A 15,082-nucleotide genomic window follows, 5' to 3' on the forward strand; every position below is an offset into this window, starting at 1 on the left:
AAATGAATTTGCTGGAGGCCATATATCATTAGAAGACTACAAGTTAAAAATGTCAAATATAAATAATGATAATAAGGTTTTTTTAAGCTAAAAAGTATGGTAGAAAGTTAAATGAGGAAGTTTATTTTCCTCATTTAATACATAATATTAAAAGATTTCCTATTAGCAAGTAAGTTCAAAAATTTCTAATAGTCTAATTTAGTGCGTAGTTCATTTTTATATAATCAATCCATTCGGTATGAAGCTCATCTTCGGTTATTCCGAAAACATCTACAAAACTATTGGGTTCTTTTATCAAATTGCACAGCTTGTCATAGCCAAATAATTTGATTATTGATTCTACTATAGTATATGAGTATTGATATCCATCATATTTGAAAAAAGTTTCAAAATCATCGCCTGTATCTAAATCTTTAAATGTAGGAACAATATCATTTGCTAGTCCATTTTTAACAGTTTTTATTATCCAGTTTCCATTATTGTCTTTTGCTTCATAACATGCAATTCCTTCATTCAACCACCTTGGTGTATTCTCATTTATTTTATTTACTATGATATGAACAAATTCGTGAACAGCTGTATTTAATACATTATGAAATTCTGAACCTGGTGGTGGGTTTAAAGGTGATGCAATCACAATTTTACCTATTCCAAGTCCTCCTCTTACCCACTCGGGTGCATTTGGAAATCCCAAAGCTATATGGAGCTGATTATGGTCTGGATGAATCTCAATAATCAATTTTTCTTGAAGTTGTTGATTGAAAATATTAGTAATTCTATTATAGCTATTTTCAAGAACATCAGAAACTTTATCTATACATCTCTTATCAAATTCAGTGTAATGGATTATAAAATGCTGAGTTTCTTTTCTTAAATTTAATTTATAGTCATTTTCTATATCTACATTTCCAAGTTCAATGTTATCTGAAATTTCTTCTGTTTTTTCTGTCATTTCAGTCTTCACCTTTCAATATGTTATTTAGATAGAATGATTTGTAATTATGTAATAAATCAAACGTGTTTATATGTAATTATAGCACTTATTTAAACACGATTTACATAATTAAACATATATTTCCTAAATATAATTTGAAATAAGCTTTTTAATAAGTGTGAAGGGTACACACCATTACATTAAATTTCTTGATTAGTCTTTTAATAAATTTGCTAATGACATACATAATAAATAATTTTTTGAAACTGAATCCTAATTTGTTTGAGGTAATATAAGATTTTTCTAAATAGGAATGATTTTATGTACTCGTATAATAAAAAAGGCTATAAATAAATAGTCATATTATTTTTTACCATAAATATGGTGAAGAATAAATATTCTAAACAATATTTATGGTAAAGAATATTAGAATATATATTCTTCAGAATATGCTTGAATAATGCGGGTTCGAAGGCCACGAATTTAAAAATCCCTAGATTTTCACATAATTTAAGATAGGAAAATAGATTGTCATATTGGGAGAGAAAAATTTTGAGTTGATAATAAAATAAATAACTTCAACAGGCTACTAGAAATAAAAGACCTAGAAGTTAAAAACTTTACTATAATTAATGACAAAATAATATATTCGTCTCGATTTACTTTCCCGATGTTGATAAAACAATTATGCCTTGCTATTATGGATTAAAAGATTAAACCATTAACATATGCGAATGAAGTTTGTATGGGGAAAAGCACTAATGATTACAATTTAATTAAAGGAGATATATAATGAACGAACAAGATAAATTAAGGCAACTAGAAAATGAGTTCAAAGAATGTAGAGCAGTGCTAGCTGCTATTGGGGATGAGACAAGGCAATTAATTATTTTAAGCTTAATGAAAGGAACATATCCTGGAATAAGGGTTGGAGAAATAACTAAAGGGACACATTTGTCACGTCCAGCTGTTTCGCATCATTTAAAAATATTAAAAGAAGCCAAAATTGTAACTTTAGTCAAGCAAGGAACGATGAATTTCTATCATATAAATCCAGCTAAAAGCGATTTGATTCTGATGAAGAGGTTATTTTCTCATGTTGAAGAATTTATGTGTGATTGCTGGAAAGAGAACTAGAATAATGGCAGAATCTAAAGGCGATATTTAGTTGATTTGGTTTAAACTAATTTGTTCTGGAGGGTATAAGAGATGAATCTAATAAATAAAGAAATAAAAGCAGTAAATGGAATTAAAATACCTCAGGTTGGTTTTGGGGTATATAAACTAAATAAAGGGGAAGATTTTGAAACTGCTGTGGGTGAAGCTATTAAAATTGGATATCGTCATTTTGATACTGCTAAAATTTATGGCAATGAAAAAGATTTAGGATTAGCAATCGAAAAAAGTCAGATACCAAGGGAAGAATTTTTTATTACTTCGAAGGTTTGGAATACGGATCATGGCTATGAAGCTACTAAGAAAGCTTTTGAACAAACTTGTAAAAAGCTGAACGTAGAGTACCTTGATATGTACCTAATTCATTTTGCTTCATCTTATTATTTAGAAACGTGGCATGCTATGGAAGAGTTATATTTACAAGGTAAGATCAAAGTAATTGGAGTTGCAAATTTTCAGATACAACACCTTGAAGAATTAATGAAACACTCAAGGATCACACCGATGATTAATCAGATTGAGACTCATCCGGAGTTTCCACAAAATGAGCTACATCAATATCTTACTAAACATAAGATTTTGCATGAAGCTTGGGCACCCTTAGGTCAAGGGAATAAAGCTTTGCTGGAAAATACAGTATTGAAAAAAATTGCAAGTAATCATGAAAAAACAGTGGCTCAAGTAATTTTACGTTGGCATATACAAAGGGGAATTATTATTATCCCCAAATCGTCAAATCCCAAAAGAATCAAAGAGAACATTCAGTTGTTTGACTTTGAATTATCAAGTGAAGAAATGGAAAAAATTAATCAACTAAATACAGGGAAAAGGTATTCTCATAGTCCTACAGGCTATATGATTAATCCACTTTATAATAAACTGATGAAAATTTTCATTAAATAAATTTTTAATCTATCTAAAATTAGCGATTGATATTCTAATGTTAGATATAACTTAGAAAGTCCTACGTATATCTGTTACAGTGAACCCTATATATGGAGAATCAAAACAAATAGGACATGATTAAGTATTAAAACATAAACCAATGATATTAAAAGTGTCATTGGTTTATGTTATAATTTTTTTAGTTAGAGATGTGTATTAAATGAAGAACCTATAGTTAATTGTAAGAATGTGTATGGCCAAGCCAATTTACTTGATAAGGTTAGGTTATATAATATATTTTAAAAGTATATATTATTTTTTATAAAAAATACAACTGAAAAAGGAGTATAAATTATGATAAAACCAATAGTAAAAGATATATTATTTTTAGGACAAAAATCAGAAGAGGCAACTAAAAATGATATGGTAGTAATTGATGATTTAATAGATACATTAAGAGCAAACTTAGAGCATTGTGTTGGATTGGCTGCTAATATGATTGGAGTAAAAAAGCGTATATTAGTATTTACTGTAGGCAATCTTATTGTACCTATGATAAATCCAGTTATATTAAAAAAGGAAAAGCCTTATGAAACAGAAGAAAGCTGTTTATCTTTAATTGGGTTTAGAAAAACAAAGAGATATGAAACGATAGAGGTTACGTATCTTGATAGAAACTTTAATAAGAAAAAGCAAGCATTTAATGGATTTACAGCACAAATAATTCAACATGAAATGGATCATTTTGAAGGTATAATAATCTAATTATCAAGTTAAAAACGTAGCTTGAGCATACTAAAAATAAATGCTGAAATACAAAGGAAAGCACAATATTCAATTTATATTTGATTTTAATAACTGCATTTACATCAGCATAGATGTATGTTAGAATTTGGTACAAAAATGAAATCTTTTAGAAAAAGTAAGATGGTTTGAGGTGTTAATAATGAATATAAAGATAGTTCCTGGCCTTAATAACTCTGGGCCAGAGCATTGGCAGAGTATTTGGGAGAAAAAATATGGATTTAAAAGAATAACCCAAGAGGAATGGGATTATCCTGTATATAAAGAATGGGAAAAAAATTTAATAGAAAATCTTTCAAGAGAAAATAGCTGTGATGTAGTATTAGTTGCACACAGCCTTGGCTGCTTGCTTACTGTAAAAGCCATGCCTAAGATACGAAAGTACTTGAAAGCAGTCTTCTTAGTGGCTCCACCAGATCCAAACAAGGAACAATTTCCAAACTTTTTAGATTCCTTTGAGCATTTGCCAGAAGATAACCTTCAGCTACCTGGAATGCTAATTTATAGTGAGAACGATCAATATTCCTCATCTCTGTTTTGTATAGAAAAAGGTAAACAGTGGGGGCTTGAAACAGTATCTGTTGGCAGAAAGGGTCATATAAATAGTGAATCAAACATAGATGATTGGAGTGAAGGATTTAATTTATTTCAGAAACTATTGGAAAGAATTCGATAAGATTTTTCACTTTCAATTGTACAGTGTTAATTTGAAGGGAGTTACGATTTTATGCATGATGTAGTGGCAAAAGGTATATTATCTAGTAGTAATGGAATGAATATTTATAGAGGATGTACTCATGGATGTATATATTGTGACGCCAGAAGTCATTGTTATGGAATGGATCATATTTTTGAAGATATTGAGGTTAAGGCTAATGTGCAGCCGCTATTAGAGGATGCACTTAAGAAAAAAAGAAAAAAGTGCATGATTGGAACCGGTGCAATGAGTGATCCATATATTCATCTAGAAGAAAATCTTCAAAATACAAGAAAATGTTTAGAGATAATTGATAAGTATGGATTTGGACTCGCAATACAAACTAAATCAAATAGAATATTAAGAGACTTAGACTTGCTAAGAAGTATAAACAAAAAAGCAAAGTGTGTTGTTCAGATGACATTAACAACTTATGATGAAGAATTATGCAAGATTATCGAACCTAATGTTTCTACAACAAAAGAACGATTCGAAGTTTTAAAAATAATGAGGGATAACAAAATTCCTACAGTAGTCTGGTTAAGTCCTATTTTACCTTATATAAATGATACAGAGAAAAATATAAGAGGAATTTTAGATTATTGTGTAGAAGCTAAAGTTAAAGGAATTATAGTATTTGGTATTGGATTAACATTAAGAAATGGAAATAGGGAATATTATTATAAGAATTTAGATAAGCATTTTAAAGGTTTAAAAGAAAAATATATAAGAGAATATGGGAATAGTTATGAAGTGTTAAGTAAGAATCATGAAAAATTAATGAAAATTATTAAAGACACCTGTCAGCAGAATAATATTATTTTTGGAGTGAAAGAAGTTTTTAATTATATGAAAGCTTTTGAAGAGGAGAATAATGAAGTTCAAATAGGTTTTGATATATAGGAAATAATTTATATGATAAAAAGGTGCTATCTACTTTGTATATAACATTTATATACAAAGTAGAATAAAGAGCTCTTATTTTTATTGCAGCAAAATTATAACTGATTGAGCTTGCTTTCAGGCTCTTCACCATTTTCTACACGCTTTATATTGTTCACGAAGAAATCATATCTTTTTTTATGGAATTTGAGACCATCAGGCAAGCCTGCTGTATGAGGAGTAAGTATCACATTTCTTAGATTTCGGAGTTCACTTTCAATTGGAAGAGGTTCAGATTCAAATACATCAAGGCATGCTCCTGAAATGTCTCTATTTTTTAATGCATCTATCAAGTCTCTTTCATTGACAATTCCGCCGCGGGCTGTATTGACAAAAAGTGCAGTATTCTTCATTTTCTTGAATACATCTTTGTTGATTAGCTGTTTGGTTTGCTGATTTAAGGATACATGCACACTTACTATGTCTGATGAACCTACAAGAGTATCGAAATCCGTCATTTTCACAAAATCGTCAGACTGTACAACGGGATTTCTAGCATAAACAAGAACATTCATATCAAAGACCCTGCAAAACTCAGCTACTTTTTTACCGACGGAGCCAAAGCCTATAATCCCGATGGTTTTGCCTTTTAATTCACTTCCTGTATACTGCAATTCATTTTCATCTATCTTATTCTTCATGAAAGAATCAAGAAACGGTATGTTTTTATAATAAGACAATATCAGTGCCATTACGTGCTCGGCAACTGCCTGTGCATTCACTCCTGCAGCATTGGCAGCCCAAATGCCGTACTGCGTGCAGGCATCTATATCTACATTATCAAATCCTGCACCCGTCTGTACCAACTTTAATTTTTTTGCTATAGAAAGCAAACTGCGGTCTACTTTAATATGTTCAGGTATGAGTACCTGACAATCTTCAATATGATGTAACATTTTTTTTCCGGGCTGGACAATTACAATGTCCCAGTCTTCTGGAAAATGCCTTATAATATTTGATTTTGAGGTCTCAGTAAAATATCCGACTATAAGAATTTTCATTTTTAAACCACCTTTCATGCTCTATATCTATTTCGAAGAAAATCCGTTTGATGTTAGCAATTACAAGCCAGGCATCTTCTACATCATATACTGCGAGCGAAATCTCAGAATTTTTCATATTTTGTTTGTTATTATAATATACATAGTCCTTCTTATTGTCAAAGTAAGTTAAGCTCTATTTAGCATTAATCTTCTATGAATATTGCGATTCTCACTGCACTGCTATCTAGATAACAATTGCAAAATATTTGAAGTTATATCTTTACTGAATTGATACTGTTCTTGTGATGCAACAGGATTAATAGCTGCTAAAGGTATTTCCCTTTCATAAAGGGAGCCGTGAGTTCGTATGTCTTTAGTATTTAAATAAATACCTTTAATTTCAGCAAATGCATAATCTTCAGAGGCAAAAATGACGTAGTCTCCTATACTATTTATTGGCAAATTATAAAGTTCAGCAGCTTCTTTTTTGTTCAAAATTTTGTCAACTGATACTTGAGCAGACACAAATTGGAGATACTTTTCCATTTCATCTGAATTTTTCATATATACATAAAGCGTTCCACCTTCCTGATACGCATGATTTTCAATATATCTATCTTTCATTGGAGGTACGCATACAACATGAAAACCTGCTTGTTCAGATAAATTTTGAAAATTTACAAGAGTAGTTTTTTTATTCATTCCATGGTCAGCAGTAATATAAATCTGGCGGGTTGGTTCTAATTTGTGTATTTTTTTGATGCAGTTATCAATATCGTTTATTTGCTTTTTAGCCTGTTCAGAGTTTGGTCCATAATGATGCATAATATAGTCATTAGTAGTGCAGTACACTATTTCAGGAGATTCTTTTTGTATGCACGTATGGGCTGCATCTAAAATCCATTTGCTACTTTCTACACTTTGTATTTTTGGCGGCATAGAAATGCCTAGCTGCTCTAAAAGGTTAAGGTCAGGCTTTTCAGCACTAATTCCTAAATCAACATCTTCTCCATATACTTCGAGAATCTTTCCTTTTACTGTCAATAAAGCAGTTTTACCACCAATACTTTTAATGTGCTGTAATATTGTAGTAGCTTTCATAAATCCTTTCTCCTGTATAAATCCAGACTTTCCTGTTATGTGATTATAAAAGAAATTTCCTACCATTTGTGTCTCATTTGGCCAAAGTCCTGACAGAATAGAGGCATGATTAACGTTGGTTACCGTAGGAACTGCACCATAGATATTTTTTATAAATCCTTTTTGCTCACATAAACCATAAATATTTGGTGCACTTTCCAAAGTAAAATACTCTGGAGAGCACCCATCAATGACAACAATCATTATTTTTTGCATAATTTACATCTCCTTTACTAAAGACACTTATTTGTTTTTAGGTTATCACCTCTATAATGCTTTGTAAAATATGAATAATATTATATAATGATTAGTAAATACTTAACTATATGAAATGGGGGATTTCAATTGACAATTCGTGATTTAGAAATATTTGTAGAAGTTTGTACTCAAATGAGCATGAGTAAAGCAGCTCAAAATTTATATATATCGCCATCATCCATCAGTCAGTCAATATCAGCGCTAGAGAATGAATATAATACAAAGTTATTTGAGCGATTATCTAAAAAACTATATTTGACTTCTAATGGAAAGGAATTGCTTTTCCATGCAAAACAATTATTATATGATTTAGAGCAAATGAACTTAAAAATGAGGAATCTTTCCTATGAAGGACTAGTACGAATTGGGGTTTGTACCACAATTGCTCATAAATTGATTTACCCAATATTAGAGAAATTCCAAAACCTTTATCCTTCTGTTAATATTCAAGTTGAAATTGGGAATAGCTCCTACATAGAACAAAAGATATTATCATATGATTTGGATATAGCCATTATTCAAATGGAATCTCCTTGCAGCGAGTTAACATATATTGATTTTTTAGATGATAAACTAATGCTTGTTTGCCACCCAGAAAATCCCCTTGCTGAACAAACAATTAGAATTAAGCAATTAAGTTCAGAATCAATAATATCCCGTGAACCTGGAAGTAGAACTCAAAAAATGCTTCAAGATATTTTTGATGAATCGCATATCATTCCTAATGTTACATGGATTTGTAAGAGTATTGATTCTATAAAAGAAGCTGTAATTCATAATAAAGGAATAGCACTTTTGTCTCAATACTTAATACAAGATGAATTAAAAAACAGAAGAATTGCAAAAATAAATTTAGAAGAATATAACTTTACAAGGAAGTTCTATATTTCTTACCATAAAAACAAGAACTTAACAGAATATATAAATAATTTTATAATGTTGTGTAGTACAATAAAGGAGGAGAATCCCCTAAAGGTATGATAGCACTCTGGTTATGTTACTAACTATATTCTATGATAAATGATATTGAATTATTAATAGCAGATTCATTAAAATTGGTAATAGGTATCAGCATGAACAGTTTAAATCAAAAATGAAATCCACTAAATTAGAAATTGATATGCTCCCTTTATAGAAACAGTTTTTTATTTTAACTGTCTGCTATAAGGGGAGCATATCAATTTAGTGGGTTATTTAACTGGTAAAATACATGTGAAATTTTAATTTAGATGTGTTGATCATATACCTAAGCTAATGCTTTTAAGTTTGAATAAGCTTTATATGCTTGTAAAATACCTCCGATAAACAAACCAACTGAAAAGCCAGATAATAATGAATACAAAATATTAAAGAAGAGTGTACTGTATAACAACGGATTAACAGCCATAGCAACATTTAATAGATATTTAGCAAAAAAATTAGTCATCATAATAGTTATTGGTAAATATGAGCCAGTTTTATATAGAGAGCCATCCTTTATATATATTTTTCTATATCGAGAATATAAATAATATGATATTAAAGTACCAAAACACATACAAATACTATAGAAGATCATAGAAATGCCTATATAGCTAAAGTTTGTTAGTAACTTTTCTAAGCCCCAAATAATAAAAATAGATGGCATAATGAACATTTTAGAAAGTGATAACTCACCATCTTTACTAGCTTTAAGCCCACGCTTTAAAAGATAAATAAATATAACCCAAACATAAAAAGGAGTTTGGTTAAATACCTCTGAAATAATATTAATAATCATCATAATAATATAGCCTTCTTTCTTAATTCATATCATGTTGTAAGAGTACAATATAAATTAAATAAGAACAATACGTATTTACGTAAGCGGTATATTTATATAACTAAGCGGTATTAAAACCAATATAAAAATAAACAGAAACCTACTGTTGGTTTTTATTTTTTCTATTTCTATCTAAAATCTCATTCATTTTCTTCACGTCTATTTTCTCATATTGATAATTAATAAGTCTTACGCATATGTAAATTAATATAACTTCAATAAACGTTGAGAACATTAATGATAAGGACATATTCCAGTTAAAAAGATAATTTGATGCAACAATCATTAACCAAATTATAACTATATATAATAATGGATTAAATATTGAGTCCTTAGAAATAATATATTTATTGATAACTATCTTTATTAATGACAATGATAATGATAAAGCTAATAATTCACAAATCTTTTCATTATCTAAAGATTGTTTTGTAATAAGCTGAAATAATGTTATTACTGTAAAAACTACTGAGGTTAATTTAAATATTTCTCTTAAATATTTAAAGCTCATTTGCCATCCCTCATTCCCAATTTATTTTTTAAATTTGCAACATATCTTCTTGAAATTATTACTTTTTCATTATTAGTTAAAAGAGCCTCTAGATTTCCGCTTAACTTTGGATAAAAAGAATGTATCTTATCAATATTGAGTAGCAAAGATTTAGAAATTCTAATAAAATTCATACCAGCTAATTGTTCCTCAAGAACATACAATTTCTCGGAAATTTCATAGGTTTGAGTTTTCGTATAGATGAATACTTTTCTATCTATTGATTCTATATAAAAAATTTCATCCACGTTTACTTTGTAATATTTTTCTTCTTTTCTTCCAAGTAAGTGTTTAATAACTTCATTTGATGATGTCAGTAATTCTATGGCTTCAGTAACCTTTTCTTGAACATTGTGTACGTTAAAAATAACTTCTTCCTCTAATCCAGAAGAAATAATGTTTATACTAACCTTCATTTTTACACTCCTACAAATTAAATACTGTTAATATATAAAATCATATAGTACAGCTTCATAAATAATCATTATTTTTATTTAAACATTATTCTAAACAAAATATGATAATCATTTTCCATAAAGTACATGCCTATTTATATATAAAATATCATATAGACTAAAATAAGTAAAATAAGAGAAGAACAGGAGGCTGATTAATGAAAAGAGAAGAATTGACTTTGAAATTTAGAAAGAATAATCTGCTGAATTAAAGTCAGCAGACTATTTTTTAAGTGGGTTAAGGTTCTATTGATTGTGGGAATCTAAAAACATTGTCAGGGTCATAAATCTTTTTTATTATTCTAAGGGTTCCATAATTCTCACCATAGTATTCATAGCCATAATATTTAAGCTGAGCATAAGGGAAGTTTACATAAGAGCCATTTGTTATAGTTTCCACATATTTAAAAACTTGTGATACCCAGTTTTTAAATACATTGCCATCTTCATATTCTTCCCAATCTGCTGTTATTCCTATAATATAGCTGGCATCTCTATAGTAATAAGCTGAATAATCACTGGAGAAATCTTTTATCTTACCGCCTAAAGTATAAAGTCTTATAAAACAATCATCTCCAGGGCTACAATCTATATACTTAATTAAGTTTCTGATATTTGTTTTACTTAGATGACAATAAACAAACCTTCCAGTAGCCTTAAATCTATCAGGAGGCCCATAAAAAGAACCAATGGCTTTAACAGCATCTATAAAAGGTACATATTCTATTAAAGAGTTATCTAGTAAACCTGGGAGCAGCAAAAACTCTTTTAAAATTTTTTCAGCTTCAGACTTAGGTCCATAGAAGAATCCATTTAAATATATGCCTCTTTTACTTAAACCAGCAAAACAGCTAATCCTTTTATCAGCAGTTCTTAGCCAACATTGCCATAGGTTAATAAATTTTTCCATGGAAATATTATTCCATCTAAGCTGTATAAGAGTAATATAATTTACCTTATGAAGTCTAAAAGTATAGTTAGTTACAACTCCAAAGTTTCCACCACCTGCTCCTCGACAGGCCCAGAATAAATCACGGTGTATATGATTATTGGCAGTTATTAGATCACCTTTGGCATTAACCAATTGCAGCTCTATAAGATTGTCCGATACTAAGCCAAAGTTTCTACAGGATAAACCTATTCCTCCACCTAATACCAAGCCAGAAATTCCAACTGTAGGGCATGTTCCGCCATTAAAGGCATATCCTTTTTCAGAAGTTATTGAGTATATATTTCCAAGTCTTGCACCAGCTTGAATTTTTACAGTATCATTTTTAGTATTAACTTCAATCTTGTCCATAGGAGTTGTATCTATTACTATTACGCCATTATCTGTTGAATAGCCTTCATAATTATGCTTCCCTGTACGAATGCGAAGTCCTACATGATGTTTCCTGCACCATTTAATAGCGTTGGATACATCTGTTGGTGTATAACAATAAACGATAGCTAATGGAAATTTATTAATAGATAGATTATATTCAAGTCTTAAAGTTGGATACTCTTTATCTGAGGGAGTTATTACCCTTCCTGTTAATCCATTTAATCTCATTTTCTTTCTCCTTTGTTAAAATGCATTTTTCTTTATTTTATGTTGCGAGTATCATAGAAGTGATATGTAGAAACTCAAAAAATACTAGTTATTATCATTATTTTGCATAAGAAGAATGTTAATGATAATTCTATGAATATAAGAATTTGTATATGATAATGAATAAGCTTAAGATTCTAAATAAAATATAAAATTGATAATGGGTAGAGGTGAAAAGAAACTATATTTTGAAAAAATTGTTTGGGAATTGAATTTTTACATTTTTTTATTGAGCATTTGGTTTAACAAAATTTTAGATGTAAGTTTATTACTGCAATATATATGTGCATAAATGATACAGAAATATTTAAGAATTAACTATAGTGTTTCTGAGCATGATATTATTTTCTATAATTGAAATTTTACTAGGAGGACTTAAAATGAGTAAAATAAACGTATTAGATGTATTTTTCAATTTTTCAGGACAAAGTGATGCTATACATCCAGTTATATTGGAAGATGAGAATGAAATGATATTAATTGACTGTGGATATCCAAATTTTTTGAGTTTAATGGAAGAAGCTGCATTAGCTGAAAAGATTAATATAAAAAATTTATCTAAAATAATTATTACACATCATGATTATGACCATATGGGAGCTTTAGCAGAATTTAAAAGAAAATATCCTAAAGTAAAAGTATTAGCATCAGAAGAAGATGCTCCATATATTGATGGAAGTAAAAAATCATTAAGATTAGAACAAGCTGAAAATATATATGATTCATTATCAGAAAATGAGAAAGTAGAAGCAGATCATTTTCATAAAATGATTCAATCTATAGAAAGTTGTAATGTTGATATAAAGTTAAAAGATAGGGATTATTTCGATTGTTGTGGAGGAATTGAAATCCTAGCTACACCTGGGCACATGCCTGGACATATATCCATTTATCATAAAGAAAGTAAATCATTAATAACAGGAGATGCCTTAGTTGTAGAAAACGGAGAACTTGTTATTGCAGTGCCTCAATATACCCTAGATATGAAAGAAGCCCAAAATTCTGTTAAAAAGTTTTTGGATTATGATATTGAAAGAATTATATGTTATCATGGTGGAATATTTGAGAATGAAATCAGGGATGCTCTTAAAAGAGTTTTTTAAGCTAGGTAATTTTTATTATTTTTCAATCCGAACATAAATCTTACTTTTTAAATGCGTACTTGTAAGTGAATTAAAGTAAAACTATAATTAATTATATTACGGATAGGTATTAATTCCCATGGATTAAAGGAATGGTTTTAGCCTATAAATTAAAGTATATCTGGAGGTAACATGGCAAGAAAATATAATTTATATCAAGTTGATTCATTTACAAAGGAAAAATTTACAGGAAATCCAGCAGGGGTAATATCAAATGCAGATGGATTAACTGACTATGAAATGCAGAAAATTGCTAGAGAGCTTAACAATTCTGAGACAGCATTTATTTTCTCTTCAAATAGTAGTGAGTATGATGTTCAAGTGCGCTTTTTTACACCTATAAGCGAGGTCCCTATTTGCGGACATGCCACTATTGCAGCTCATTATGTACGTGCTATCGAAAATGAACTGGAAGCTTCAAGGATTTATCATAAGACAGGCGCAGGAATTTTACCTGTTGATATAATAAAAGAAAATAATGATTACAAAATTATTATGACACAGGGAAAAATTGAGTTTGGTGAAACTATTGATGGTACAAATAAAGAAGAACTTTTAAAAGCACTTAAAATTAAAGAAAGTGATTTACTTGATGATTATAAAATTCAGATAGTGTCAACAGGTCATTCTAAAGTTATGATAGGTATTAAAAGTATTGAAACCTTAAATACATTGCAGCCGGATTATAGTGCACTTTCTAAGTTAAGCGAGGTAATTAAATGTAATGGATATTATATTTTTACTACTGATTCAAAAGAGAGTGATATTTTAATACATGGAAGAATGTTTGCACCTTCAATAGGTATCAATGAAGATCCTGTTACTGGTAATGCAAATGGTCCATTAGGTGCATATCTTGTTCATTACAATCTTGTTAAGCATAATAATTCTTTATTTAGATTTAAAGCTAAGCAAGGAGAGGCTATAAATAGGCCTGGTATAATCGAAGTTGAGGTAAAGATAGAAGACAATGAACCAATAGAGGCCAAAGTTTCAGGAAACGCCGTTATAATATTTAAATCAGAATTATTATTAAATGATTAAAACTAATATAAAACACATGCAATAGTAGGTGAGCAGAATTAATTCTAACCAAAGGAACGAGGCTTTAAATGAGTAAATATGTATACGATGATTTATGGAGAGATATTTTGAAAAATAATGGGATTTTCCTTAGTGAAAAAAACATAACATTATTAAAGAAGATTTTTAAGCCAAAGCTATTAAAAAAAGATATGTTCTTTTTACAGGAAGGTGATAAGTCTACTGAAATAGGAGTTGTTGTTAAGGGAGTTTTTCGTTCTTATTATATTGATAAAGCAGGCAAAGATACAACAAAATATTTTTACAAAGAAGGTGGGGTACTATTCTCATATGTAGCCCATCTATCTCAAAAAGAATCTATGTATTATATACAAGCATTAGAAGATAGCGAAATTATTGTAGCCCAAATTTCTGATTTTGAAAAAATAGTTGAGGGAAATTATGAACTACTTTTATTTTACAAAAAGATGATTGATAGTGTTCTTATTATGAAAGAAGAGCATGCAATTAGTTTTAAAGTATTAGATAGCATTGAACGTTATAAGCAATTCCTTAATGCATATCCAGGATTAGAAAAGCGTATTAAACAATATCATATTGCTTCTTATTTAGGAATGACCCCTGTGTCACTTAGTAGATTAAGAAAAAATTTAAATATTAACAAATGATAATGCAGCTAA

16 protein-coding genes are annotated in these 15,082 nt (G+C 29.3%); 9 read left to right on the forward strand and 7 right to left on the reverse strand.

Features of this window, described 5'->3' with window-relative positions:
• Positions 1-193: 193 nt before the first annotated feature.
• Positions 194-952, reverse strand: coding sequence for a peptidase MA family metallohydrolase (locus L3B96_RS14775; RefSeq protein WP_238861641.1), 759 nt, complete (start codon positions 950-952; stop codon positions 194-196).
• Positions 953-1,726: 774 nt separating this feature from the next.
• Between L3B96_RS14775 and L3B96_RS14780 the strand changes: the two genes are divergently transcribed.
• The 5 genes from L3B96_RS14780 to L3B96_RS14800 all read left to right on the forward strand — a co-directional run bounded on the left by L3B96_RS14780 (position 1,727) and on the right by L3B96_RS14800 (position 5,399).
• Positions 1,727-2,071 (forward strand): metalloregulator ArsR/SmtB family transcription factor, encoded by a 345-nt coding sequence (locus tag L3B96_RS14780; RefSeq protein ID WP_012059686.1) that lies wholly within the window; start codon positions 1,727-1,729, stop codon positions 2,069-2,071.
• A gap of 72 nt (positions 2,072-2,143) precedes the next feature.
• On the forward strand, positions 2,144-3,013 hold the full coding sequence (locus L3B96_RS14785; RefSeq protein WP_012059685.1) for an aldo/keto reductase: 870 nt from the start codon (positions 2,144-2,146) through the stop codon (positions 3,011-3,013).
• Positions 3,014-3,349: 336 nt separating this feature from the next.
• Entirely contained in the window at positions 3,350-3,760 is a 411-nt protein-coding gene (locus L3B96_RS14790; RefSeq protein ID WP_238861643.1) for a peptide deformylase, read from the forward strand.
• 181 nt (positions 3,761-3,941) lie between these two features.
• The gene (locus L3B96_RS14795; protein ID WP_238861645.1) at positions 3,942-4,475 is read left to right on the forward strand and encodes an alpha/beta hydrolase; all 534 of its coding nucleotides are present in this window, start codon (positions 3,942-3,944) and stop codon (positions 4,473-4,475) included.
• A 51-nt stretch (positions 4,476-4,526) separates the two neighbouring features.
• Entirely contained in the window at positions 4,527-5,399 is an 873-nt protein-coding gene (locus tag L3B96_RS14800) for a radical SAM protein (protein WP_238861647.1), read from the forward strand.
• Between the two features lie 95 nt (positions 5,400-5,494).
• Here the strand turns inward: L3B96_RS14800 and L3B96_RS14805 are convergent, their stop codons facing one another.
• Positions 5,495-6,439, reverse strand: a complete 945-nt coding sequence (locus tag L3B96_RS14805) for an NAD(P)-dependent oxidoreductase (protein WP_238861649.1) — start codon at positions 6,437-6,439, stop codon at positions 5,495-5,497.
• Positions 6,440-6,661: 222 nt separating this feature from the next.
• A complete protein-coding gene (locus L3B96_RS14810) occupies positions 6,662-7,765 on the reverse strand; it encodes an alkaline phosphatase family protein (protein WP_238861651.1) in 1,104 nt (367 codons plus the stop codon).
• A gap of 141 nt (positions 7,766-7,906) precedes the next feature.
• On the opposite strand from L3B96_RS14810, the gene L3B96_RS14815 reads away from it, so the two are divergent.
• Positions 7,907-8,800 carry a LysR substrate-binding domain-containing protein gene (locus L3B96_RS14815; RefSeq protein ID WP_238861653.1) on the forward strand — a complete coding sequence of 298 codons (894 nt, stop codon included), beginning with the start codon at positions 7,907-7,909 and terminating at the stop codon, positions 8,798-8,800.
• Positions 8,801-9,065: 265 nt separating this feature from the next.
• Here L3B96_RS14815 and L3B96_RS14820 read toward each other — a convergent pair whose 3' ends face one another.
• From L3B96_RS14820 to L3B96_RS14835, 4 genes are all read right to left on the reverse strand, one after another.
• On the reverse strand, positions 9,066-9,581 hold the full coding sequence (locus tag L3B96_RS14820; protein WP_077854818.1) for a DUF1453 domain-containing protein: 516 nt from the start codon (positions 9,579-9,581) through the stop codon (positions 9,066-9,068).
• Positions 9,582-9,720: 139 nt separating this feature from the next.
• Positions 9,721-10,131 (reverse strand): hypothetical protein, encoded by a 411-nt coding sequence (locus L3B96_RS14825; RefSeq protein ID WP_077829855.1) that lies wholly within the window; start codon positions 10,129-10,131, stop codon positions 9,721-9,723.
• Positions 10,128-10,586, reverse strand: coding sequence for a LytTR family DNA-binding domain-containing protein (locus L3B96_RS14830; RefSeq protein ID WP_077854819.1), 459 nt, complete (start codon positions 10,584-10,586; stop codon positions 10,128-10,130). The genes L3B96_RS14825 and L3B96_RS14830 overlap by 4 nt, the downstream gene beginning before the upstream one ends.
• 277 nt (positions 10,587-10,863) lie before the next feature.
• Entirely contained in the window at positions 10,864-12,177 is a 1,314-nt protein-coding gene (locus L3B96_RS14835) for an FAD-binding oxidoreductase (RefSeq protein WP_238861656.1), read from the reverse strand.
• A gap of 419 nt (positions 12,178-12,596) precedes the next feature.
• Here L3B96_RS14835 and L3B96_RS14840 point away from each other — a divergent pair, with 419 nt between their 5' ends.
• The 3 genes from L3B96_RS14840 to L3B96_RS14850 all read left to right on the forward strand — a co-directional run bounded on the left by L3B96_RS14840 (position 12,597) and on the right by L3B96_RS14850 (position 15,070).
• Entirely contained in the window at positions 12,597-13,319 is a 723-nt protein-coding gene (locus L3B96_RS14840; RefSeq protein WP_238861658.1) for an MBL fold metallo-hydrolase, read from the forward strand.
• Between the two features lie 171 nt (positions 13,320-13,490).
• Positions 13,491-14,402 (forward strand): PhzF family isomerase, encoded by a 912-nt coding sequence (locus L3B96_RS14845; protein ID WP_238861659.1) that lies wholly within the window; start codon positions 13,491-13,493, stop codon positions 14,400-14,402.
• A gap of 68 nt (positions 14,403-14,470) precedes the next feature.
• Complete coding sequence (locus tag L3B96_RS14850; protein ID WP_238861661.1) at positions 14,471-15,070, forward strand: Crp/Fnr family transcriptional regulator; 600 nt, start codon at positions 14,471-14,473, stop codon at positions 15,068-15,070.
• Positions 15,071-15,082: the final 12 nt, after the last annotated feature.

This window comes from Clostridium sp. YIM B02569 (genome assembly GCF_022320765.1).
Taxonomy (GTDB): Bacteria; Bacillota; Clostridia; order Clostridiales; family Clostridiaceae; genus Clostridium; species Clostridium beijerinckii.